Origin of the sequence: Bradyrhizobium sp. CCGUVB1N3 (assembly GCF_024199925.1) — a bacterium.
Classification (GTDB): Bacteria; Pseudomonadota; Alphaproteobacteria; order Rhizobiales; family Xanthobacteraceae; genus Bradyrhizobium.
Genome location: NZ_JANADR010000001.1, coordinates 4,916,159 through 4,937,327 on the forward strand (window position 1 = coordinate 4,916,159; position 21,169 = coordinate 4,937,327).

General features: G+C 65.2%; 17 protein-coding genes. 7 read left to right on the forward strand and 10 right to left on the reverse strand.

The genetic code is table 11. The features are described from left to right. Positions 1 to 5: 5 nt before the first annotated feature. The 3 genes from NLM33_RS23495 to NLM33_RS23505 all read right to left on the reverse strand — a co-directional run bounded on the left by NLM33_RS23495 (position 6) and on the right by NLM33_RS23505 (position 4,536). The gene (locus tag NLM33_RS23495) at positions 6 to 2,327 is read right to left on the reverse strand and encodes a xanthine dehydrogenase family protein molybdopterin-binding subunit (RefSeq protein WP_254099165.1); all 2,322 of its coding nucleotides are present in this window, start codon (positions 2,325 to 2,327) and stop codon (positions 6 to 8) included. Positions 2,328 to 2,542: 215 nt separating this feature from the next. Beyond that, a complete protein-coding gene (locus NLM33_RS23500; RefSeq protein ID WP_254099166.1) occupies positions 2,543 to 3,418 on the reverse strand; it encodes a dihydrodipicolinate synthase family protein in 876 nt (291 codons plus the stop codon). Positions 3,419 to 3,666: 248 nt separating this feature from the next. Continuing rightward, positions 3,667 to 4,536, reverse strand: coding sequence for a VOC family protein (locus NLM33_RS23505; protein WP_254099168.1), 870 nt, complete (start codon positions 4,534 to 4,536; stop codon positions 3,667 to 3,669). A 774-nt stretch (positions 4,537 to 5,310) separates the two neighbouring features. On the opposite strand from NLM33_RS23505, the gene NLM33_RS23510 reads away from it, so the two are divergent. Together NLM33_RS23510 and NLM33_RS23515 are read left to right on the forward strand one after the other, a co-directional pair. Further along, positions 5,311 to 7,557 (forward strand): TOMM precursor leader peptide-binding protein, encoded by a 2,247-nt coding sequence (locus NLM33_RS23510; protein WP_254099170.1) that lies wholly within the window; start codon positions 5,311 to 5,313, stop codon positions 7,555 to 7,557. A gap of 93 nt (positions 7,558 to 7,650) precedes the next feature. Further along, the gene (locus NLM33_RS23515; protein ID WP_254105865.1) at positions 7,651 to 9,027 is read left to right on the forward strand and encodes a SagB family peptide dehydrogenase; all 1,377 of its coding nucleotides are present in this window, start codon (positions 7,651 to 7,653) and stop codon (positions 9,025 to 9,027) included. 49 nt (positions 9,028 to 9,076) lie between these two features. Here the strand turns inward: NLM33_RS23515 and NLM33_RS23520 are convergent, their stop codons facing one another. Beyond that, positions 9,077 to 10,042, reverse strand: a complete 966-nt coding sequence (locus tag NLM33_RS23520) for a VOC family protein (protein ID WP_254099172.1) — start codon at positions 10,040 to 10,042, stop codon at positions 9,077 to 9,079. Between the two features lie 184 nt (positions 10,043 to 10,226). Between NLM33_RS23520 and NLM33_RS23525 the strand changes: the two genes are divergently transcribed. Next, positions 10,227 to 11,093, forward strand: a complete 867-nt coding sequence (locus NLM33_RS23525; protein WP_254099174.1) for a S1C family serine protease — start codon at positions 10,227 to 10,229, stop codon at positions 11,091 to 11,093. After that, entirely contained in the window at positions 11,090 to 11,455 is a 366-nt protein-coding gene (locus tag NLM33_RS23530) for a response regulator transcription factor (RefSeq protein WP_254099176.1), read from the forward strand. The genes NLM33_RS23525 and NLM33_RS23530 overlap by 4 nt, the downstream gene beginning before the upstream one ends. A 2-nt stretch (positions 11,456 to 11,457) precedes the next feature. On the opposite strand, the gene NLM33_RS23535 is transcribed toward NLM33_RS23530, so the two are convergent. From NLM33_RS23535 to NLM33_RS23550, 4 genes are all read right to left on the reverse strand, one after another. Further along, positions 11,458 to 12,534: a HAMP domain-containing sensor histidine kinase gene (locus NLM33_RS23535; RefSeq protein WP_254099178.1), complete on the reverse strand. Its 1,077-nt coding sequence runs from the start codon at positions 12,532 to 12,534 to the stop codon at positions 11,458 to 11,460. Then, positions 12,521 to 13,213, reverse strand: a complete 693-nt coding sequence (locus NLM33_RS23540) for a response regulator transcription factor (protein WP_254099180.1) — start codon at positions 13,211 to 13,213, stop codon at positions 12,521 to 12,523. The genes NLM33_RS23535 and NLM33_RS23540 overlap by 14 nt, the downstream gene beginning before the upstream one ends. 98 nt (positions 13,214 to 13,311) lie before the next feature. Next, positions 13,312 to 13,851, reverse strand: coding sequence for a hypothetical protein (locus tag NLM33_RS23545; RefSeq protein ID WP_254099182.1), 540 nt, complete (start codon positions 13,849 to 13,851; stop codon positions 13,312 to 13,314). Between the two features lie 342 nt (positions 13,852 to 14,193). Beyond that, on the reverse strand, positions 14,194 to 16,530 hold the full coding sequence (locus NLM33_RS23550; RefSeq protein WP_254099184.1) for a Tex family protein: 2,337 nt from the start codon (positions 16,528 to 16,530) through the stop codon (positions 14,194 to 14,196). A gap of 512 nt (positions 16,531 to 17,042) precedes the next feature. On the opposite strand from NLM33_RS23550, the gene NLM33_RS23555 reads away from it, so the two are divergent. After that, the gene (locus tag NLM33_RS23555) at positions 17,043 to 18,518 is read left to right on the forward strand and encodes an amidase (protein WP_254099186.1); all 1,476 of its coding nucleotides are present in this window, start codon (positions 17,043 to 17,045) and stop codon (positions 18,516 to 18,518) included. Between the two features lie 152 nt (positions 18,519 to 18,670). Here NLM33_RS23555 and NLM33_RS23560 read toward each other — a convergent pair whose 3' ends face one another. After that, a complete protein-coding gene (locus tag NLM33_RS23560; protein ID WP_254099187.1) occupies positions 18,671 to 18,988 on the reverse strand; it encodes a hypothetical protein in 318 nt (105 codons plus the stop codon). Positions 18,989 to 19,111: 123 nt separating this feature from the next. Here NLM33_RS23560 and NLM33_RS23565 point away from each other — a divergent pair, with 123 nt between their 5' ends. Together NLM33_RS23565 and NLM33_RS23570 are read left to right on the forward strand one after the other, a co-directional pair. Beyond that, positions 19,112 to 20,023, forward strand: a complete 912-nt coding sequence (locus tag NLM33_RS23565) for a PaaI family thioesterase (protein WP_254099189.1) — start codon at positions 19,112 to 19,114, stop codon at positions 20,021 to 20,023. A gap of 123 nt (positions 20,024 to 20,146) precedes the next feature. Next, a complete protein-coding gene (locus NLM33_RS23570; RefSeq protein WP_254099191.1) occupies positions 20,147 to 20,512 on the forward strand; it encodes a hypothetical protein in 366 nt (121 codons plus the stop codon). Between the two features lie 12 nt (positions 20,513 to 20,524). Here NLM33_RS23570 and NLM33_RS23575 read toward each other — a convergent pair whose 3' ends face one another. Then, complete coding sequence (locus NLM33_RS23575; protein WP_254099193.1) at positions 20,525 to 21,157, reverse strand: 2-dehydro-3-deoxy-6-phosphogalactonate aldolase; 633 nt, start codon at positions 21,155 to 21,157, stop codon at positions 20,525 to 20,527. Positions 21,158 to 21,169 lie beyond the last annotated feature (12 nt).

Genomic DNA, 21,169 nt, shown 5'->3' on the forward strand with positions numbered 1-21,169 from the left:
GACGGCTAACCCACCTTCACGTCGCGGATCGCCTGCCAGATCTTCTGCGGGGTCAGCGGCGTATTGAGCTGGGCGATGCCGAGCTCGGCGAGCGCGTCCATCACGCCGTTGGTCACGCAGGGCGGGCCGCCGATGGCGCCGGATTCGCCGCAGCCCTTGGCTCCGAGCGGGTTGGTGCGGCAGGGCGCGGAGTCGTCGAGCGTCACCTCGATCGGCGGCACGTCGTCGGCACGCGGGATGCAATAGTCCTGGTAGCTCGCGGTGAGGAGCTGCCCCTCGGCATCGTAGGCGACACCTTCGTAGAGCGCCTGGCCGATGCCCTGGGCGACACCGCCATGGATCTGGCCGGTGACCAGCATCGGGTTGACGGCAACACCGACGTCATCGACCGTGGTGTAGCGCACGACGCGGGACACGCCGGTCTCGGGATCGATCTCGACCTCGCAGACATGCGTGCCGTTCGGCCAACTCGCACCGTCCACCTCGCCTTCGGAATCGACGCTGAGCTTGGCGCCTTGCTCCTTCTCGGCGATCTCGAACAGGCTGATGCGACGGTCGGTGCCGACCACGGTGAGCATGCCGTCCTGATACTCGATATCCTCGACCGAGGTCTCCAGCACGTTCGACGCCTTCTCGCGCGCCTTCTGGATCAGGTCGTTCGAGGAGACCGCGACCGCCGTGCCGCCGACGAACAGCGAGCGCGAGCCGACGCTGCCGAATCCGGTCGCAAGATCGGTGTCGCCCTGCACCACGTCGATCTTGTCGAGGGGAATGCCGAGCGTATCGGAGATCATCTGGGTGTAGGTGGTCTGAAGTCCCTGTCCCATCGCCATGGTGCCGGAATGCAGAATGACGCGGCCCTGCGAGGTCGCGTGCAGGCTGACCTTCTCGGTGTGCGCGCGGCCACCGGTCCACTCGATGTAGGAAGTCAGCCCACGGCCATAGAGCAGGCCCTTCTTCTTCGCGGCGCGCTTGCGCGCGGCAAAGCCGTCCCAGTCGGCAAGCTTCGCAGCGCGGTCGAGCATGTGCGCGAAGGCGCCGGAATCGTAGACCTGTCCGGCAGCGTTGGTATAGGGAAGCTGCGCCGGCTTGATGTAGTTGGCTTTGCGGATCGCGCGCGGATCCATGCCGATTTTTCGCGCCGCGGCGTCGAACAGGCGCTCGACGATGAACACCGCCTCGGGGCGGCCCGCGCCGCGATAAGCGCCCACCGGTGCGGTGTGGGTCATTACCGTCTTGATCTCGAAATGCACCAGCGGCAGGTCGTAGACGCCGGTCTGCACGAAGGGACCGAGCACCAGCGGGATGATGTTGGCGGCGCCCGAGGAGTAGGCACCGGTGCAGCCGATCGACTTGACGCGATAGGCCAGTACCTTGCCCTTCTCGTCGAGCGCGAAAGAGGCGGTCGAGGTGAGGTCGCGGCCATGGGTGCCGCCGACGAACTCGTCGGTGCGGTCGCCGCGCCAGCGGATCTTCTTGTTCAGCTTGGTCGCGGCGTAGGCGACGATGCCGTCCTCCGGATAGAGGTTGGTCTTCTGGCCGAAGCCGCCGCCGATGTCGCCGACCAGCACGCGCACACTTTCGATCGGCCGCTTCAGCACCGCACCCGCGAGCACGTCGCGGGTCGAGGCCGGCGTCTGCGACTGCACATGCAGGAGAAGCCGGCCGGACTTCTTCTCGATCTCGGCAATGGTCGAGCGCGGCTCCATCGCAGACGGCACGAGGCGCTGGCTGACGAGATCGAGATCGACCACATGCGCGGCCTTGGCGAAGGCTTCTTCCACCTTGGCAGCATCGCCATAGGCCATCGCGCCGACGATGTTGTCGGGCGCCTCCGGCCACACCACGGGCGCACCGGGCTTCACTGCCTCGACGGGATCGACGACCGCGGGCTGCACATCGTAGTCGACCACGATCGCCTCGGCCGCGCTCTGCGCCTCTACGCGCGATGAGGCAACCACCGCCGCAACGGCCTCGCCGGCATAGCGCACGACCTCATGGGCGAGCAGCCGGCGCGGCGGCACCGTCATCGGCTTGCCGTCGGGGCGCTTGAAAATATTCAGCGTGGGTATCTCGCCGATATTGTCCTTGATCAGATCGGCACCGGTGTAGACCGCGGCCACACCTGGCATCGCGGCCGCGGCGCTGGTGTCGATCGACGCGATCTTTGCGTGGGCATGCGGCGAGCGCAGCACGTGCAGCCACAGCGCGCCATCCTCCGGCTTGTCGTCGATGAACTGTCCCTTCCCGGTGAGCAGTCGCTGGTCTTCCAAACGCTTGACGGGCTTGCCCGCCCCGAAACGCAAATTGCCGGGAAGAATGTTCATTCCGCTTGTCCTCTAAGCCTAAAGTGCGGCCGCCTTTTAGCGGATCGAGGCAAACGAGGCCAGCCGACGTTTTGTGCGGGCAGGACCCTCAAATTCGTCATGCCACGACATGTTCGTCATTCTGGGGCGATGCGTAGCATCGAACTATGGTGCGCAATTGCGCACCTGAGAATCTCGAGATTCCGGGTTCGCCCTTTGGCACCCCGGAATGACAGTCATGAAAGATCTCGCAACGCCGCCTCGACGATCTTGCGCTGCTCGGCCGTCAGTGCGGCCTGCGGCGGGACGGGGTCGCCGACGTCGTAGCCCTGGATCGCCAGCCCTGCCTTGATGCAGGCGGCGAGGTTGAAGCGGGCGAAGGCTTCGTTGATGCGCCACAGCTTGCGCTGGAGCGCCATGGCCGCATCCCAGCGTCCGTCCTTGCAGAGATCGTAGAGCGTGACGCTCTGGCGCGGGATGATGCAGGCTGGTCCCGCCATCCAGCCGAGACCGCCGATCAGCATCACCGCGGCCGGAATATGTGCGGAAGCCGAGAACACGCGGATCTTGTCGCCGCAGCGGTTCATGATCGACAGCAGCCGGCCGGTGTTGGTCGAGGCGTCCTTGATGTAGCCGATGCGCGGATGCTCGGCGAGGCGCGCAATGACGTCGAGCGTGAGATCGGAGCGCTGGAATTGCGGATTGGTGTAGATGACGACGGGAATGTCGACAGCGTCCGCAATGCTGCGGAAATAGGATTCGACCTGGGCCTCGGTGAGCGGGAAGTACGCCTCCAGGATCGCGAGAATGCCGTCGGCGCCGAGCTTCTGGTAAGCCTTCGCCTGCGCGACCGCATCGGCGGTCGAGGTCGAGGCAACACCGGCCACCACCGGCACACGGCCCCTCGCGGTCTCGATCGTGGTCTGCACGACCGTCGCGCGCTGTGCGGCGTTGAGATAGGCGAACTCGCCGGTCGAGCCGAGCGGCGTCAGCCCATGCACGCCGGCGCCGATCAGGTCGTCGCAGAGCCGGGCGAGCACATCGGTGCGCACCGTGCCGTCCGCATCGACCGGCGAGACGAGATAGGGAAAGACGCCGTGGAAACCGGGCATGTCAGGCAACCCTGCGGCAGATCGGGCGTTGCAGGTCCGCCCATGTGGTTTCGCGGGTGCTAACATGCCCCCGTGAGACCGACAAGCAAGCCGGCGAATGATCTTTCGGAAAACCGCTCCACACTTTTCCGGATCATGCTCTAAGGCTTGATGAGATCAGGTCTGTCGCAAGCGACTACCAAAATCCGCAAAACAACCCCATGCAAAGTAGCGAATGATTGCGGCGCGATGCGCTGAAACGCTTCGGCCTAGCGCTTCGTCTTGTCGAGCACCATCCTGCCCTGTGAAGCAATGCCACCCCACCTGGCGGACCAACCGACTTTCGCGGCGGAAGGTCGCTCGGTGCCCTTCTGATCCCAAGCTCCCTGCAGCGCAAACAGGGCGCCTTGAGGATCGGCGCATCGCACGATCCAGCAACCATCGGGCAACTCGCTTGGACCCTGGAGGACGCGGCCTCCGCCAGCATGAACGCGCTTGGCGGCCGCCCCGATGTCGTCGACATTGAAGTAATAGAGCCAGCACGGCTGCGATACGCTTGGAAGCTTGGTGAGCATGCCGCCGATCGTCTGCCCGGCCACCGAAAACGATTCATACAAGTCTGCCGGATCGGTTCCAGCATGGGCCTTCTGCCAGCCAACAAGCTCGCCGTAAAACGGAAAGATCTTGGTTCGGTCTTCAGCCAGCAACTCGTGCCAGCCCACGCGCCCGGCCTCGTCCAATCCGCCGGGTTGCCGTTGGCCATATGTCAGTCCTGTGACCAGCGCAAACGTCGCTCCTTGCGGATCGGCAACCACTGAAATTCGGCCGATATTGCTGTCGGTGGGCGATACCAGAATGGCGCCCCCAAGACGGCGGATCTGCGCGGCCTTCGCATCCATGTCATCGATGGCGACGTAGCCGACCCACCGCGGTGTCGCCCCCAACCGCCGTCCCTCTTCCGGCAGATCCATGAGACCGCCTACCGGAATGTCGCCGGCCGTAACCACGCTGTACGCCAATCCTGCCGTCGAGGCGTCCTTCACGTCCCAGCCCACAACCTCGCCATAGAAGGCGCCGGCTGCCGCGAGGTCGGTGGTCATGAGCTCGTACCAGGCGAAATGTCCGAGGTGATCGACCAAACCAGTTTCTCCGTTCAGGCTGGGGACGATTGTGGCACTGCATCAGGGGCCCGCAGCGCAGACGGGGTGAGGAACCAAAGGCAAACTCGTTCATGAAGATGAATGCAATCTGAACGAGCGCGACTGCATCTTGGTCCGTTCGTGAATCTTGCCTGCCTTGTCCGCTCGGCGTACACTTTCCTCCGTGGATGTCCTTCCTGCAAACATTCGGAGGATGCGACCATGCAGCGAGTGAAGCAAGCGTCGAAAAAGAAGCGCGTAGCCAAGGCCGCCGTGCCGGCGTTGGGAGCCGCCGGGTTGACTTTTTCGCTCGCCGGCAGCGCATCAGCAGCGGCGATACCAACAGACGACGTTCAGCAGAGACTCAACTTTTCACCGGGGCATGCGATCATGCTCGGTGAAGAGGAAATGACTGACGTCAGCCTCGCCACCTTCCATCTCTTCGACAAGGAAGACGCAAGTAGCCGCGTACAAGTGGCTTGGCGCGGATGCGGCGGTTGCCGCGGCTGCAGAGGCTGCGGCGGCTGCAGAGGTTGCCGATGCGGCGTCGGTTGTCGATGTGCCGGATGTGCCGTGGTGGGATGTGCCGTCGTATCCTGCGCGGGCTGCTGTGCATCGTGGGGCCGCTGCCGCTTGTGCTAGGAGGCAGCACTCCTGACTGTGTATCGACACGTCGCGATTTCTTTGGCCGGGCCCGCGAACGACCCGGCCAATTTGTTGCTTTCGTGCGCCCGCAATCGGAAGTGACAGGAACAGGATCGGCGTGCTGACCCGATGACAGTCAATGGCAAGAGCCGCGCTGCGAGGCAGACCCGCAAAGGCATTTTGCGATTCGCGCCCAACTTCACTGCCTATGTAATTCCTCCCGATGTGGTCTGTCTCTATTCCGAGAGCCGCAAGTTCTTCCTGCACGGCGATCTGTATTGTGCAGTAGCCACAGCGATCGGAAAAAATGGCAAGGCTGCGCCCGAGATCGTTCGCCGGCTTTCGAAGAGTTTCCCCACCGACAAGATCGAGGAAGCGATCAGGCGGCTGCTGGAGCGCCGATACGTCGTTAGCGGAGCATCGCACGCATTCGCAGGCGCCGTTGATGGATATTGGGCTAGCCTTGGCCTGCCTCCCGAGGCGGCGGAACAAAATCTCCGCGCCTGCCCCGTGCGGGTCGAATCGATCGATGTCAAAGGCGCCAAAGAACTTGTCGCAGCCATGAGCAAGCTCGGCGTTCAGATCACCAAGCGGGCGCCTGCGCTCACGATCACGCTGGTGAACGACTATCTTGATCGGCGGCTCGCTGACCTGAACGGGGAGCGCGTGGCCGACAAGACGCCCTGGCTGCTGGTGCAGCCGTCCGGCGTGTTTCCGCTGGTGGGACCTGTGTTCAAGCCGGACGAGAGTGCCTGCTGGACCTGCCTGTTCGATCGCATGATCCGCAATCGGGAGATCAAGGGCTTTCTCGACCGCGGACCGGCGCAGCCGGTCGCCGTATCGCCCCTGGTCGACGACACCGTAGGACAGATCGCCATCCACTTCGCCGCCGTCGAAATCGCAAAAGCGATCGCCTCGGGATTTCGTACCGATCTGTGCGATCACATCGCAAGTTTCGACCTGACTGGTGCCGTCATCGCCAAGCACTACGTCGCGCGGCGCCCGCAATGTCCGACCTGCGGCAGCAAGAAGCTGCAGAATCCGCGCCGGACGGAGGCGCCGATCGAGATTGCCGAGGGCAGAAAGCTCATCATGACCAGCGGCGGTTACCGCACCGTGACGTCGCAAGCCACCGTTGCGCGGTTCCGCAAGCACGTCAGTCCGCTGACCGGCGTCGTCTCGCGGCTCGAGCGGATCGAGGCCGATCTGCCGATGAACACCAATTATTTCGCTCACCACAATTTCTCTGCGCCGGCCTCGAACGTCGACCAGCTCAGATCCGGACTGAGCGGCGGCAGCTTCGGCAAGGGTTCCACGGCCGAGCAGGGCGAGGCCAGCGCGCTGATGGAAGCGATCGAGCGCTACTCCGGTATTTTCCAGGGTGACGAGATCAGGACGACGCGCCGCTTTACCGATTTCGCTCCCGGTGACGCTCTTCTTCCCAACGACGTCCAGCTCTTCAGCGACACGCAGTTTCAAAACAGGCATGCCCCGCAGGCCGACGATTCACATCCGGTTCCCGAGCCGCTCGATCCCTCGACCAAGACCGAGTGGTCGCCGGTCTGGTCGTTACGCGACAAACGGTTCAAATATCTTCCGACCGGCCTCTTGTACTTCTTCTATGGCGGCTTCCACACGGATTCCAACGGATGCGCGGCCGGCAACACCCGCGAGGAAGCCATCGTTCAAGGCTTCCTCGAACTGGTCGAACGCGATGCCTACGCCATCTGGTGGTACAACCGGGTGCACCGTGCCGAAGTCGACCTCGCGCAATTCGACGATACCTATGTGCGGGATCTGCAAGCCCAGTTTGCCGATGCGGGGCGCCGGCTTTGGGTGCTCGACATCACCAGCGATCTCGGCATTCCCTCTTACGTGGCGATCATGCACTGGATGCAGAACGGACACGAGAACATCGAGTTCGGCTCCGGCTCGCATTTCGATCGCCGCATCGCGCTGCTGCGCTCCCTCACCGAGCTCACCCAGTTCATGTCGGTCGGCATGATGGGCGGCGGAAGTGGCGAGAAGCCGACGCTTGACGGTGTCACGCCGCTGCGACTGGACGATTATCCGTTCCTGATCCCAAGCGACAATCCGATCGTCCCGCCGGCACCGAGCCTCAAGGTTCACGACAATACGCGCGACCAGGTCAATGCCTGCATCGAGATTGCGATCCGAGCGGGATATGATTTCCTCGTGCTCGACCAGACGCGGCCCGACGTCGAGGTCCCCGTCGTCAGAGTGCTCGTTCCGGGCCTGCGGCATTTCTATCGCCGCTTCGCGCCCGGCCGGCTTTACGACGTTCCGGTGAAGCTTGGACTATTGGATCGCCCGCGACTGGAAAGCGAACTCACTCCGTTCCTTCCACACACCTGAAGGTTGGCATCGTTGCGCAACTTCCGGAAAAAGCAGACCAGGAAGATCGCACCCGTCATCGCCGCCCGATTGAACGGTCGTTTTTCTCTTCACATGCAGGCGGACGGAAGCATCGCCGCTGCCCTGGGCGGCTATTCGGTCAATCTCGGACAACTCAGTGCGGCGGCCATCGATCGCGCGGGACATCTCGCCACCGGTCTGCCGTTCGCCTCCTTTGCCGGCAAGAGCGTCCTCGCAAGGCAGGTTCATGCCCTGGTGCAGCGAATGGCACGGCACGGGCTTCTCGAATTCCGCCTGTCCTCTCCGCGCGACGAGCAGGACCTGGTCGTCATCGAGCCGCAGGTCGCCGAATACTGGCCACAACGCGCAAAGCTGGGCAACGGTGATACCGTCGTGTTGTCGCGCTTCGCCTATATGCGCCGGCGCGGCAACGAGATGGTGCTGGAATCGCCGCGCGCCGGCGCGCTGTTCCGGATTTGCGATCCCGCCATCGCGGCCACCCTCGCGGCCCTGTCGCGGCCCCAGAAGATCAGCAAGCTTCGCCGCCAAGCGGCCTCCCTGAATCTCGATCTGCTCGGATTGCTGCTCGACAGCCAGATGCTGATCAAGCTCAATGCGAAAGACGGCGACGGCCTTCGGGTGGGTGAAGGTGACGGCAATCTTGTTCTCTGGGACTTTCACGATCTCGTGTTTCACACGCGGAGCACGGAGGGTCGGCATGCCAATCCGGTTGGCGGCACGTTCGCCTATGCGGGCGTCGTTCCACCGCTGCCGGCGGTGCGTCCGCCCTGGCCCGGCAAGACAATCGACCTCCGCAAATTTTCCACACCGAATCCGATCTCGCCCTTCGCGGAGCTGTTGCGCGAACGCCATTCAATACGCGATTTCGACGACCAGCACCCGGTCACGCTCGCCGAGCTCGCACAGTTTCTCGGCACGACAGCCCGCGTGCTGTCGGAATGGAAGAGCGGCGCGAATCTGGACGGCGGCCCTGAAGTCACCTACAGCACGAGGGCTTATCCATCGGCGGGCAGCGCTTACGAGCTGGAATTGTACCTGGCGGTCTCGAACTGCGAGGGGCTTGCGCGCGGATTCTACCACTACGATGCGGGTGGTCACGCACTGGTAGCGATCGGTGCTTCCGCCCAGCAGCTCCAGGCGCTTTCGACGGCGGCCGCGTTTGCCATGGACGCGCCCGGTCCACCGCAAATCTTGATCACGATCGCCGCGCGCTTTGGGCGGATCTCCTGGAAATACAGCTCAATCGCATATTCGCTGATCCTGAAGGATGTCGGCACCATGATCCAGACATTCTATCTGGCGGCGACCGATATGGGCCTTGGCGGCTGCGCCATCGGCACCACCAACATCGACCTGTTTGCGAAAATCACCGGGCTCGACTTTCATGTCGAGAGCCCGGTCGGTCAATTTGCACTCGGACGCGGCAAGAAGCCGCTGGCCGCAAGCTAGAGAGCCAGCCCCGATTTTTGGGCCTGACCTCAAGGACGCTCGATGCCGTTCATATCTTAAGCAGCCGCACCCGCGTGCCCCAGGGATCGACGGCTTCAACGCCGTTGCCTAGCGCCGTGACCTGCGCACCCGCCTTGCGCAGGCGCTCGTCCTGGGCGGCGAGAATGTCCTGCTTCTCCGTCACCAGCGAGAACCAGGCGAGCCCGGTCGTGGTGTCGTCGCGGCGGCCGGCGCCCTGGCTCTGCCAGACGTTCATACCGAGATGGTGGTGATAGCGGCCGGAGGAGAGGAAGGCGGCGCCGTTGCGGCGGCGGGTCGCATCGAGGCCGACGGTGCCGTGATAAAAGCCTTCGGCCTGCACGAGGTCGCCGACACGCAAGTGCATGTGCCCGACGCGCAGGCCCTCCGGTGCCTTGGCGTAGTCGCTGACACGGGTGTTGGTGAGCGACAGCAGATCCGGAATGTTCAGCTCGTCGGATGCCATCTTCACCGAGCCCTCGCTCCACTGCCATTGCGAGGGATCGCGGTCGGCATAGACCTCGATGCCGTTGCCTTCGGGATCGTCGAGATAGACGGATTCGCTGACGAGATGATCGGCAAAGCCCGACAGCGGCACACGATGCGAGGCGGCATGCACCAGCCAGCGCGCCAGATCCTTGCGCGTCGGCATCAGGAAGGCGGTGTGATAGAGGCCGGCCGCATTGCGCGGCTCGATCGCGGCATCGGGATGCGCTTCCAGCACGAGCAGCGTCACGCCGCCGGCGCCGAGCCGCGCTGAACCTGCCGAGCGCTCCATCACCGAGAGGCCGAGCACGTCGCGATAGTAATCAGCGACCGTATCGAGATTTTTGACCCGCAGCGTCACCATGCCGACCCGCATCGGCGTGCGGCTCGCATAGGTCGGCCCGACGCTGACCGGATTGCCTTCGGCGCGCGCCGCGGCCGCGGCGGCCGCCGCGAGCGTGGTGGCGCCAGCAAGGTGAAGCAGCGTGCGGCGGGTAAGATCGATGGTCATCCGGGTCTTCCGAAAATGCGTTGAGGCCGTGCGGCGCAATAGCCGGCCGATTGCTACACGTTCCCGTGACCTCCTCCCAATCACATGTTCGTCGGCCGGGACATTACGGAGCTTCCTGGCCATCCGGCCAGTTTCCGGATCGCCCGCGGCATCCCAGATTTGGGACAACCGACAGGAGCCCTCCATGACCGACCCCACCCCCCTCGCTGCGCTCTCGTCAGCGCTTTCCGATGTCGCTACGCGCGCCGCGCCTTCGCTCGTCTCCGTCCACTCGCATCGGCTGCGGGCCTCCGGCTTCGCCTGGAAGGCGGGCCTCATCATCACCGCCGATGAGGCACTGGCCGACGAGGGCGAGGTCGAGATCAGGCTCGCCGACGGCAGCACGCGGAAAGCCACGATTGTCGGCCGCGACCACACCACCGACATCGCGCTGCTGCGCGTCGATGCCGACATCCCGCCGGTCAAGCTGGCCTCCGCCGCCCCCGCGCTCGGTTCGCTCGCCGTCGTCGTCGCAGCCGACCGTGGCGCACCCACGGCATCCCTCGGCATGGTGTCGCTCGCCGGCCCACGCTGGCGCAGCCTGCGCGGCGGCGACATCGAGGCGCGGATCGAGCTCGACGTGCGCCTGCGCCACAGCCATGAGGGCGGCCTCGCGCTGAATGCACAGGGCGAGCCGTTCGGCATGGCGGTACAGGGTCCGCGGCGCGTGCTGGTGATCCCGGCCGCGACCATCGAGCGCGTCGCGGCGCAGCTCGAGACGCGCGGCCGGATTGCACGCGGCTATCTCGGGCTCGGCCTGCAACCCGTGCGGCTCGATGACGGCGTCGGCGCGATGGTGATGAATGTCGACAAGTCCGGACCATCCGCCGCGGCCGGAATCCGGCAGGGTGACGTCATCGTGGCCGTCAATGGCGAGAAGCTCGCTGGCGTCCGCGCGCTGTCGCGATCTCTCGGACCTGAGAGCGTGGGCTCGGTCGTCGACGTCGCGGTGCGGCGTGGCGGCGAGCCGGTGAGCTTCAAGGTCACGATCGGCGAGAGGCCGGAGGCGTGAGCGAGGACACGACGCAGGACATCGCGATCGCGCTGGAGATCGGCGATCCCGCCCTGGCCGATCGACTTGCATTGCTGCTCGGCAGGGTCGCCGGCCTGCGCCTCGTCGCGCCCGGAGATCCAGCCGCGGTGGTCGTACGCGACCGGCAGGTATCGCCGGCCGATATCGAGCTGACGCCCCGCGAGTTCGACGTGCTCGCGCTGATGGCCGAGGGCGCCTCGAACAAGATGATCGCGCGCCAGCTCAGCATCTCCGTGCACACCGTCAAGTTCCACGTCGGCTCGCTGCTCGACAAGCTGGATGCCACCGGCCGCACCGACGCGGTCGCGCATGCCGCGCGGCGCGGCGTGATCAACCTGTAGGATCAGAGCGCAGACGGCGGCGGGAATCTGAGCGCGACGGTCAGTCCCGGCGCGTTGTCACGCAGCGAGACCTCGGCACCGTGCAGGCGCGCAACGGCTGCGACGAGGCTCAAGCCGAGACCATTGCCGGGCGTGTAGCGGCTCTGCTCGAGACGGTAGAAGCGCTTGAACACCTGGTCGTGCTGGCCGCTCGGGATGCCTGGGCCGTCGTCGGCGATTGCGATCACTGCGGCGCCGTCCTTGGCGGCGCAGGTCACGCTCACCTGCCCGCTTGCGCGACCGTGCTTGATCGCGTTGTCGACGAGGTTGGCGATGGCGTCGAACAGCAGGTCACGATCGCCGGTGACCCTGACCTCGCGATCGCCCGTCAAGTTGAGACGAGTCGCAACCTGCTCGGCCGCGGCATCGTAGAGCTCGACCACCTCGCCGGCGATCTCCACGAGGTTCAGCTCGCGGAACGCACCCTTGCGCGCGCGGGTCTCGATCTCGGAAATGCGGGTGATCGATGCGAACATGCCGAGCACGGCATCGAGATCGGCGATGGTATCGCCGATCAGCGCCGCATCATTCTCGCTGTTGCGCGGGGCGTGATAGGCCTTTTCCAGCCGGCCGCGCATGCGCGTCAGCGGCGTGCGCAGATCGTGCGCGACGTTGTCGCTGACCTGCTTGACCTCGCCCATCAGCGTCTCGATGCGGTCGAGCATCTGGTTGAGGTTTTCCGCGACGCGATCCCATTCGTCATGGCTGCCGCGCAGGGGGATGCGCTGATCGAGGCCGGAAAGCATGATGGCGCGGCTGGTGGCGTTGATCTGCTCGATCCGCCCCACCGTCCGCCGCGTCACCAGCACGGCGGCCACCGCGGCGAGCACCAGCAGCAGCAGGGCGACCGCGATCATCGCGAGCTCGATCATCCCGGTAAAGCCGTCGTGATCGCCGACCTCGCCGACCCGGCTCTGCACATAGGCGAGCGTCCCGAAATAGACCCATGCGATGATCGCGGCGACGATCAGGCCGAAGACCGCAATCGCGATCAGCGCCAGGCGGAACGTCGATGATTTCAGCGTGTTAGCCAGGAGCACGGAGACAATATCCGATGCCGCGGATGGTGTGGATCAGCGGATAGGCTTGGGCATCGTCGACCTTGCGGCGGACGCGGCCGACATAGACGTCGATGATGTTGGTGGAGGGATCGAAATGCAGGTCCCAGACGTGCTGGAGCAGCATCGCGCGGGAGACGACGCGGGCCTCGTTGCGAACGAGATATTCCAGCAGCTGGAATTCGCGCGGCAGCAGCGGGATCTTCTTGCCGCGACGGCTGGCGTTGCGGGAGATCAAATCGATGGCGAGATCGCCGACGCGCAGGATCGTCTCCTTTGCGATCGTCTCGCTGCGGCGGCCGAGCGCCTCGAGGCGCGCGAGCAGCTCGACGAAGGAGAACGGCTTGACGAGATAGTCGTCGCCGCCGGCGCGCAGGCCCCGCACGCGGTCGTCGACCTCGCCGAGCGCGGAAATGATCAGGAAGGGCGAAGCGATGCCGTCGTCGCGCAGCTGGCGCATCACCGCGATGCCGTCGATGTCGGGCAGCATGCGGTCGATGGTGATCACGGCATAGTCGCGCTGGCTGCCGCGGCTGAGCGCCTCGCGCCCGGTCGCGGCGAGATCGACCTCGTAGCCGCTCGTCGTCAGCTCTTCGGCGAGCTGGCCTGCGGTCTCCAGGTCGTCCTCGACGACGAGAATGCGGCGGTGACCTCCGGTCATCCTTCAACTCCGCGCGACGATCGCCACCAGACTATCCCGTTCCGGGGCAGGACGGAACTGCCCGGCGGCGATCGCGACAACGGTGCGGTCACGCGATGCTAGTACCAATCGTCCCCGCACACATTGACCCACTGCCAGCCCCAGGGCGTCCAGCTCCGGCGCCAGCAGCCGTCGTAATAGCCGGCATAAATGAAGGGCGCGCCGAAGAAGAAGCGATGGTGATGCCGGAAGAAGAAAGCGTGGCGGCCGATGAATGGCCTGCCGTGCCAGCCGGTGCCGGCGAAGCGCGGGCCGACGAAGGCTGCACGGGCGGCCATCGGGCTGCCTGCAAAGCGCGGCGCGAAGGCCGCGCGGCCTGCAATCGGAGCGCCGGCGAAGCGCGCGCCACCAAGGCTCGCTCCGCCAAAGCGAGCACCGCCCATGCCGCCAAAGTGAGCGCCACCCATACCGCCGCCCATGCCGCCGGCACGCATGCCACCGCCCATGCCGCCACCGCCAAAATGCCCGCCGCCACCACCGCCAAAGCCGCCACCATGCCCGCCGCCGCCACCGCCGCGTTGGGCTAAGACGGGCGACGCAACCGCCAGCGTCGCGGCGACCGTCGTCGCGACGAGGCCGGTGAGAAGCCTGTTGGTCATCGGAATATCCTCCATACAGAGCGGCGACAATCGCGCCGCGCGAGAAGGACCAGATGAGGAGATGGCAGGCTCTCCTTCAACTTACAAATGCGCCAGATTCTGACGCGGAAGTTAGGAATGCACGACTCTCTCGCTCCCTCTCCCCGTCTCACGGGGAGAGGGTGGGGTGAGGGGTTGCTCCGCGAGTCCGATTTCGCCTGGGCGATCACCCGTCAACTCCACGCAAGTCGGAGCGACTTTTGACCTTGGCCCGCGGGGTTGCCTTGCCCCTCACCCGGTTCGCTGACGCGATCCGACCTCTCCCCGCTGAAGGGCGGGGGGAGGTTAAGACGAGCGCTCGCCTTACGCGGGCTTGCCGCGGCCGCTCTTTTCGGCGGCACGGCGCAGCGCTTCGGCGAGTGCGCCGCCGCCGGAGGATTCCTGCTTGCGCGGCGCCGATGAGGTCATGCGGCCGGCGTTGCGCGAATTATCGCGCTGCATGCCGGGCGCGTCCTTCGTGGCGCCGACCTCGTCGTCGAGCCGCAGCGTCAGCGAGATGCGCTTGCGGGCAACCTCGAAGTCCAGCACCTTCACCTTGACGATGTCGCCGGGCTTCACCACCTCGCGCGGATCCTTGATGAAATTCTTGGACATTGCCGAGATGTGCACGAGGCCGTCCTGATGCACGCCGATGTCAACGAAGGCGCCGAAAGCGGCAACGTTGGTCACGGTGCCCTCGAGGATCATGCCCTTCTGAAGGTGCTTGATCTCCTCGACGCCCTCCTTGAACACCGCAGCCTTGAACGCCGGGCGCGGGTCGCGGCCCGGCTTTTCGAGTTCGCGCAGGATGTCGGTGACGGTCGGCAGGCCGAAGCTCTCGTCGACGAAATCCTTCGGCTTCAGCGTACGCACGATCTCGCTGCTGCCGATCAGCGCCTTGATGTCGCTCTTGGTCGCCACGAGAATCCGGCGCACCACCGGATAGGCTTCCGGATGGACACCGGAAGCATCGAGCGGATCCTCGCCGCCGAGGATGCGCAGGAAGCCCGCGCACTGCTCGAACGCCTTGGGTCCTAGCCGCGGCACCTCCTTCAGCGCCTTGCGCGACTTGAACGGACCGTTGGCGTCACGATGCTGCACGATGCTCTGCGCCAGGCCGGAGCCTACGCCCGACACGCGCGCGAGCAGCGGCGCGGAGGCGGTGTTGACGTCGACGCCGACGGCGTTCACGCAGTCCTCGACCACGGCATCGAGCGACTTGGCGAGCTTGGCCTGGCCGAGGTCGTGCTGATACTGGCCGACGCCGATCGCCTTGGGCTCGATCTTGACGAGCTCGGCGAGCGGATCCTGGAGGCGCCGGGCGATCGAGACCGCGCCGCGCAGGGTCACGTCCAGGCCCGGCAATTCCTGCGATGCGAAGGCGGAGGCCGAATAGACCGACGCACCGGCTTCCGACACCACGATCTTGGTCATCTTCAGCTCGGCGAGGCCCTTGACGAGCTCGGTCGCGAGCTTGTCGGTCTCGCGCGAGGCGGTGCCGTTGCCGATCGCGATCAGCTCGACGCGATGCTTCAGTGCGAGCCTGCCGAGCGTCGCGAGCGACTCGTTCCACTGCCGCTGCGGCTCGTGCGGATAGATCGCGGTCGTGTCGACCACCTTTCCGGTCGCATCGATCACCGCGACCTTGACGCCGGTGCGGTAGCCGGGATCGAGCCCCATGGTGACGCGGGTGCCGGCGGGCGCGGCCAGCAAGAGGTCGCGCAGGTTCGAGGCGAACACGCGCACGGCCTCGGTCTCGGCCGCGTTCCATAGCCGCATCCGCAGGTCGATGTTGAGATGCACCTGGATCTTGGTGCGCCAGGCCCAGCGCACGGTGTCGATCAGCCAGCGGTCGCCCGCGCGCTTGAGGTCGGCGATGCCGAACCGCTTCATGATCTTCAATTCATAGGCGCTGGGCACGCCCGCCGGCAGCGCTTCGGCCTCGGCCTGGATCTGCAGGTCGAGGATCTCCTCCTTCTCGCCGCGGAACATCGCGAGGATGCGGTGCGACGGGAGTTTTGTCAGCGGCTCGGAGAACTCGAAATAGTCGGCGAATTTCTCGCCCTCGGTCTTCTTGCCCTCGCGCACCTTGGAGGCCATGCGCGCATTGGTCCACATCTCCTCGCGCAAGCTTCCGATCAAATCGGCGTCCTCGTCGAAGCGCTCGACCAGAATGGCGCGGGCGCCGTCGAGCGCGGCGGCTACATCGGCCACACCCTTCTCGGCGTTGACGAAGACTTCCGCCACCACCTTCGGATCGTTCGTGGGCTCCGCCATCAACTGGTTGGCGAGCGGCTCGAGGCCGGCCTCCTTGGCGATCTCGGCCTTGGTGCGGCGCTTCGGCTTGAACGGCAGGTAGATATCTTCCAGGCGCGCCTTGCTGTCGGCGGCCATGATGGTGGCCTCCAGCGCCGCGTCGAGCTTGCCCTGCTCGCGGATCGATTCGAGGATGGCCTTGCGGCGGTCTTCGAGCTCGCGCAGATAGACGAGGCGCTCTTCCAGCGTGCGGAGCTGCGCGTCGTCGAGCGCACCGGTGGCTTCCTTGCGGTAGCGAGCGATGAAGGGAACCGTGGCACCGCCGTCGAGCAGCGTTACCGCCGCCTCGACCTGCTCCTCCCGGGCCCCGAGCTCCTGCGCAATCTTCTGGTTGATGTTTGCCACGCCAGTTTCCTCTAATCCAAGCACGCGACGCGAACCGAACCACCGGTCGCGGGACGCCGCTTATGGACCATCCCGACTTGATTCATCAAGGTACGCCACGGAACCGTCGACAGGGGATTTTTTTGTTGCGCTGATGCGATCTCGCCACATTCGGCTGGTTGCACGCCGAGGCGACCTGCAAGGGGCCCGGCCTCAGGACGACGTTCGGCGGCATGGCTTTCGCCCATCCCGTCATTGCGCGCGCGACGGCACACAGGAATATCGATATTCCGAAGTCCTGTAACGTGAGCTATTTGGTCGCGGGAATTGACCCATCGCTGGCGTTGCCCGACCGGCAGCGCTCACAGCGCGACGCGCGGAAGGTCTTCAATCTCAGGATTTAGTCCCGCACGGCGTGCCGGCAGAACTATCGGCAAATCGTCAGATTCGGCGGCGCAGCCATGCGGGTCCCGTCGATTGACACGCCCTTGCGCGAAACTATGGTCGCCGCCGAACGAGAGGATTGAATCGCCATGACTTTGCCGATGAGCTGGAACGAGTGGGCGCAACATGATGGCGTGGCGCTGGCTGCGTCCGTCAAGAAGGGCGAGGTCACCCCTGCCGAATTGGCGCGCCAGGCCGCGGCAGCGGTCGCGAAGGTCGATTCCGCATTGTCGGGCGTGGTCGAGCTGTTCGACGACGTGATCGCGGATCCCGCCAGGGACGGCGCCAATCTCACCGGCCCGTTCGCCGGCCTGCCCTTCCTGATGAAGGATCTCGGGCCCACCATGAAAGGCCGCTTGCAGGAAATGGGCTCGCTGCTGATGCGCGGCAATCGCGCAGGCGCTGACACCTTCCTCACCTCGAAATTCCGCCAGGCCGGGTTGAACCTGATCGGGCGCACCACGACGCCCGAATTCGGCGTATGCAGCTCGGCCGACAATCCGGCCGTCTATGTCACGCGCAATCCCTGGAATACCGACTACACCACCTGCGGCTCGTCGGCGGGCAGCGCCGCGTCGGTGGCGGCCGGCATCGTGCCGATTGCGCATGCGACCGACGGCGGCGGCTCGATCCGCATTCCCGCAGGGGTCAACGGCAATATCGGGCTGAAAGTGTCGCGCGGCGTGTTCTCGCTTGCGCCGCATATGTCCGATCTCACCGGCCTCGTCTCGATCCAGGGCTGCCAGTCACGCAGCGTGCGCGATACCGCCGCCTTCGTCGATCATGCCCGGGGACCTGCGCCCGGCGAGTTCATGCCGTTCTGGACCACGGCGCAGCCCTACACAGAGATGATCAAGCGCGATCCCGGCAAGCTCCGCATCGCGCTGTCGCATCAATGGGGCGATTATCGCGCGACGCCGCACATCGCCGCCGAGCTGGAGACGGTCGGCCGCTTCCTCGAAGGCCTCGGCCATCACGTCGACTTCACCCTGCCCGAGCTCGACTTCCGTGCCGCCTTCGACGCACAGACCACCTGCTACATTTCCAACTTCGCCGTCGTGATTTCCAACATGCTCGCCGCGCGCGGGCTGGAGCGGCCACCGGAGGATCTGATCGAGCCGATGAACATCCGGATCTGGGAGGCGGGCCGCGACACGAGCTTTGCCGAGCGGGCGAAGATGCAGGCGGTGTTCAACACGACATCGCGCGGCTTCGGCGCGTTCTTCGAGCAGTGGGACGTCATCCTGACGCCGGTCACCGCGCTGCCGACGCCGAAGGTCGGCACGAAGGAGTATCTCACGATCTCCGACAATCCGGATGTGCTGGACTGGTTCGGCAATCTCTGGCGCAATTTCGCCTTCACGCCGTTGGCGAACCTCTGCGGCATGCCGGCGATCTCGCTGCCGCTTGCGGAGAACGAGCACGGCCTGCCGCTCGGCATCCAGGCCATCGCCAAGCAGGCCAATGACGGCCTCTTGCTGCAACTCGCAGCACAAATCGAGCGCGCCATCGATGGCAAGTGGAATGCGGGCAAGAAGCCGAAGGTGCACGTGACGAAGGGCTGAGCGGGCGGAGCTCATCCTGACGTCGTCCTGGCGAAAGCCAGGACCCATTATCACAGGCCTTAGTTGCTAAGGCGCGATGATGGCCGACATCTCTCGCAGCAAGTGCATTTTGGGGTTATGGGTACTGGCCTTCGCCAGGACGACTTCCAATCTCAATTCTTCATCGCCGGAATCGTTTCCGTCGGCTGCTGCTGGCCCTGCTGCATCATGGCGAGGGCCTTGTCGAGCGCTTCGCGCAAGGCGATGGCCGCGGCGGGGCTACAGCGGATGTGTCCGGTCTGAATCACGTCGACCCGCACGCCCGGGCCGACCGGCATCAAAAGGTTCGCGGCGAGCTCGATCTGGATCGCGCCGTTGTGATGGCCGAAGCAGGAGACGCCGTCGAAATAGATGAATGGTGCCCGCTCGGCGCTTCCTGTCGAAATGGTCACGCCCCCTGGATTTGTCGCCGGCGCGTCGGGGTCTGCCATGAGGTTCCTCGTCGTTCTGCAAACAGATGGACCCGCACCATCGTTGCTTCTCCCCCACATGTCGAGCCCCGAATGGCGCCTGAGATTTTTGCGGAAGCGACGAGAACGGTCTAAAAGACGGCCATGTCAAGATCGCAAGATACGACGCTCCCGTTCGACGCACTTGTCGAGGCCATCAAGGGCCGCCGCTCCGATTATGGCTATATCAGTGGGCTCAGGCTCGACCGCGCAGCGCCTGGTGAGGCCTGGTCGAGCCTGCCCTACCGCCCCGTCTTCGTCGGCGACACCGAGACCGGCGTGCTGCATGGCGGCGTCGTCACCGCGATGCTGGACGAGAGCTGCGGCATGGCGGTGCAGCTCGCGCTCGACGGCACGCGCGCGATCGCAACGCTGGATTTGCGCATCGACTACCAGAAGCCGGCCACACCCGGCCTCGACATCAGGGCGCATTCGATCTGCTATCGCACCACGCGCTCGATCGCGTTCGTGCGCTCGACGGCCTACCAGGAGTCGGAAGACGACCCGGTTGCAACCGCGACCGCCTGCTTCATGATCGGCGCCAACCGCACCAACATGCTTGCCGACCGCGCGACGGACCAGCACAGCATCCCGACGCTGGACGCGCCGGAGGATCCGGCCGGTCCCTTCGCCAACAGCCCGTTCGCGCGCTGCCTCGGCATCCGGATCCAGGACGGCGGCACGCTGATGATGCCGTTCTCGCCAAAGATCATCGGCAACCCGATCCTGCCCGCGATCCATGGCGGCATGACCGGCGCGTTCCTGGAGACAACGGCCATCGTCGGCGTGACGCGCGAGCTCGGCATCTCCGCGCCGCCCAAGCCGATCGGGCTGACGATCAACTATTTGCGCTCGGGCCGCGCGCTCGACAGCTTTGCCAACGTCTCGATCGTCAAGCAGGGCCGGCGCATCGTCGCGTTCGAGGCAAGGGCCTGGCAGGGCGACCCGGACAAGCCGATCGCATCCGCCTTCGGCCATTTCATGCTGCGGCCAACACCGGGGAGTATTGAGGAATAGCCGCATTGGGGCTTGACGGCCGACGCGCGCGCCACAACGATGACGGAGGTTATTGTCTGAGCATGGTCTTTTCGGAAAACCGCTTCACGCTTTTCCGGATCATGCGCTAGGAGGGGTATCCGATTGCGGCACCCGATCGACATCATCGCCATGTTCGCCGCCATATGGCTGTTGGCGTCGATGGTGCTGGACGCGCTGACTCCGAAGGAACTGACAGCGGTCATGATCGGTATCGCGATCGGACCCGCGGTGATCATCACCGCCATCTTCTACTATCTGCGCTTTCCGCGGACCGATTTCGCGGTGCTGTTTGCCGCGCTGTGGCTGATCTCCGACATCGCCATCGCGTTCATCTCGCCAAAACCGCTGCCGAATTTCCTGATCGTGCTCGGCTTCGTACCGCCGCTGCTGGTCGGCGCGGTGCTGCACTGGCAGCGCTTTGCGCGCCGGCACGAGCGACTGGTGTGGCCCTCGGCAAGGCGAAGCTGAGACGCACCGCTCTCACACACCCGCAATCGCGAGATCGTAGGCCGCAATCGTCGCACTGGCGCGCGCCGCAACGTCGGCCGCGGTCATGCCCGGCTTGTAGAGGCTGCTGCCAAGGCCAAAGGCACGAACGCCGCTTTTGACGTATTCGGCAAAATTCTGTTCGGAGACCCCACCGACGGCCGCGATCATTGCGCTTGCCGGCAATACGGCGCGGATCGCGGCAATGCCCGCGGCGCCCAGCACGCTCGCCGGAAAGAATTTCAGGCTCGATGCGCCGGCGCGCGCCGCAAGCAACGCCTCGGTCGGCGAGAACACGCCGGGCATGGTCACCATGCCGTGCTCATGCGCGCGCGCAATCACCTGCGTGTCGACATTCGGGGCCACCAGCAGCTTGCCGCCGGCCTCATTCAGCCGATCGACATCGGCGGTCGTGAGCACCGTGCCGGCGCCGACCAGAACCCCGGCCGGCGCGCGCCTGACCGCGATCTCGATCGAGCGGAACGGATCAGGCGAGTTCAGGGGAATTTCGATCGCGGTCATGCCGGCCTCGATCAGCACGCTGACGATACCGTCCGCCTCGTCGGGCTTCACGCCGCGCAGGATTGCGACCAGCGGACGCTTCATGGTCGGAAATGGCACGCTCATGTAAGGGATCCT

What these genes read in the sequence shown, in the direction of transcription:
- NLM33_RS23495 (WP_254099165.1), bottom strand. Translation starts at nt 2,327, where the DNA reads ATGAACATTCTTCCCGGCAATTTGCGTTTCGGGGCGGGCAAGCCCGTC.
- NLM33_RS23500 (WP_254099166.1), bottom strand. Translation starts at nt 3,418, where the DNA reads ATGCCCGGTTTCCACGGCGTCTTTCCCTATCTCGTCTCGCCGGTCGAT.
- NLM33_RS23510 (WP_254099170.1), top strand. Translation starts at nt 5,311, where the DNA reads ATGACAGTCAATGGCAAGAGCCGCGCTGCGAGGCAGACCCGCAAAGGC.
- NLM33_RS23515 (WP_254105865.1), top strand. Translation starts at nt 7,651, where the DNA reads ATGCAGGCGGACGGAAGCATCGCCGCTGCCCTGGGCGGCTATTCGGTC.
- NLM33_RS23520 (WP_254099172.1), bottom strand. Translation starts at nt 10,042, where the DNA reads ATGACCATCGATCTTACCCGCCGCACGCTGCTTCACCTTGCTGGCGCC.
- NLM33_RS23525 (WP_254099174.1), top strand. Translation starts at nt 10,227, where the DNA reads ATGACCGACCCCACCCCCCTCGCTGCGCTCTCGTCAGCGCTTTCCGAT.
- NLM33_RS23540 (WP_254099180.1), bottom strand. Translation starts at nt 13,213, where the DNA reads ATGACCGGAGGTCACCGCCGCATTCTCGTCGTCGAGGACGACCTGGAG.
- NLM33_RS23545 (WP_254099182.1), bottom strand. Translation starts at nt 13,851, where the DNA reads ATGACCAACAGGCTTCTCACCGGCCTCGTCGCGACGACGGTCGCCGCG.
- NLM33_RS23555 (WP_254099186.1), top strand. Translation starts at nt 17,043, where the DNA reads ATGACTTTGCCGATGAGCTGGAACGAGTGGGCGCAACATGATGGCGTG.
- NLM33_RS23560 (WP_254099187.1), bottom strand. Translation starts at nt 18,988, where the DNA reads ATGGCAGACCCCGACGCGCCGGCGACAAATCCAGGGGGCGTGACCATT.
- NLM33_RS23565 (WP_254099189.1), top strand. Translation starts at nt 19,112, where the DNA reads ATGTCAAGATCGCAAGATACGACGCTCCCGTTCGACGCACTTGTCGAG.
- NLM33_RS23575 (WP_254099193.1), bottom strand. Translation starts at nt 21,157, where the DNA reads ATGAGCGTGCCATTTCCGACCATGAAGCGTCCGCTGGTCGCAATCCTG.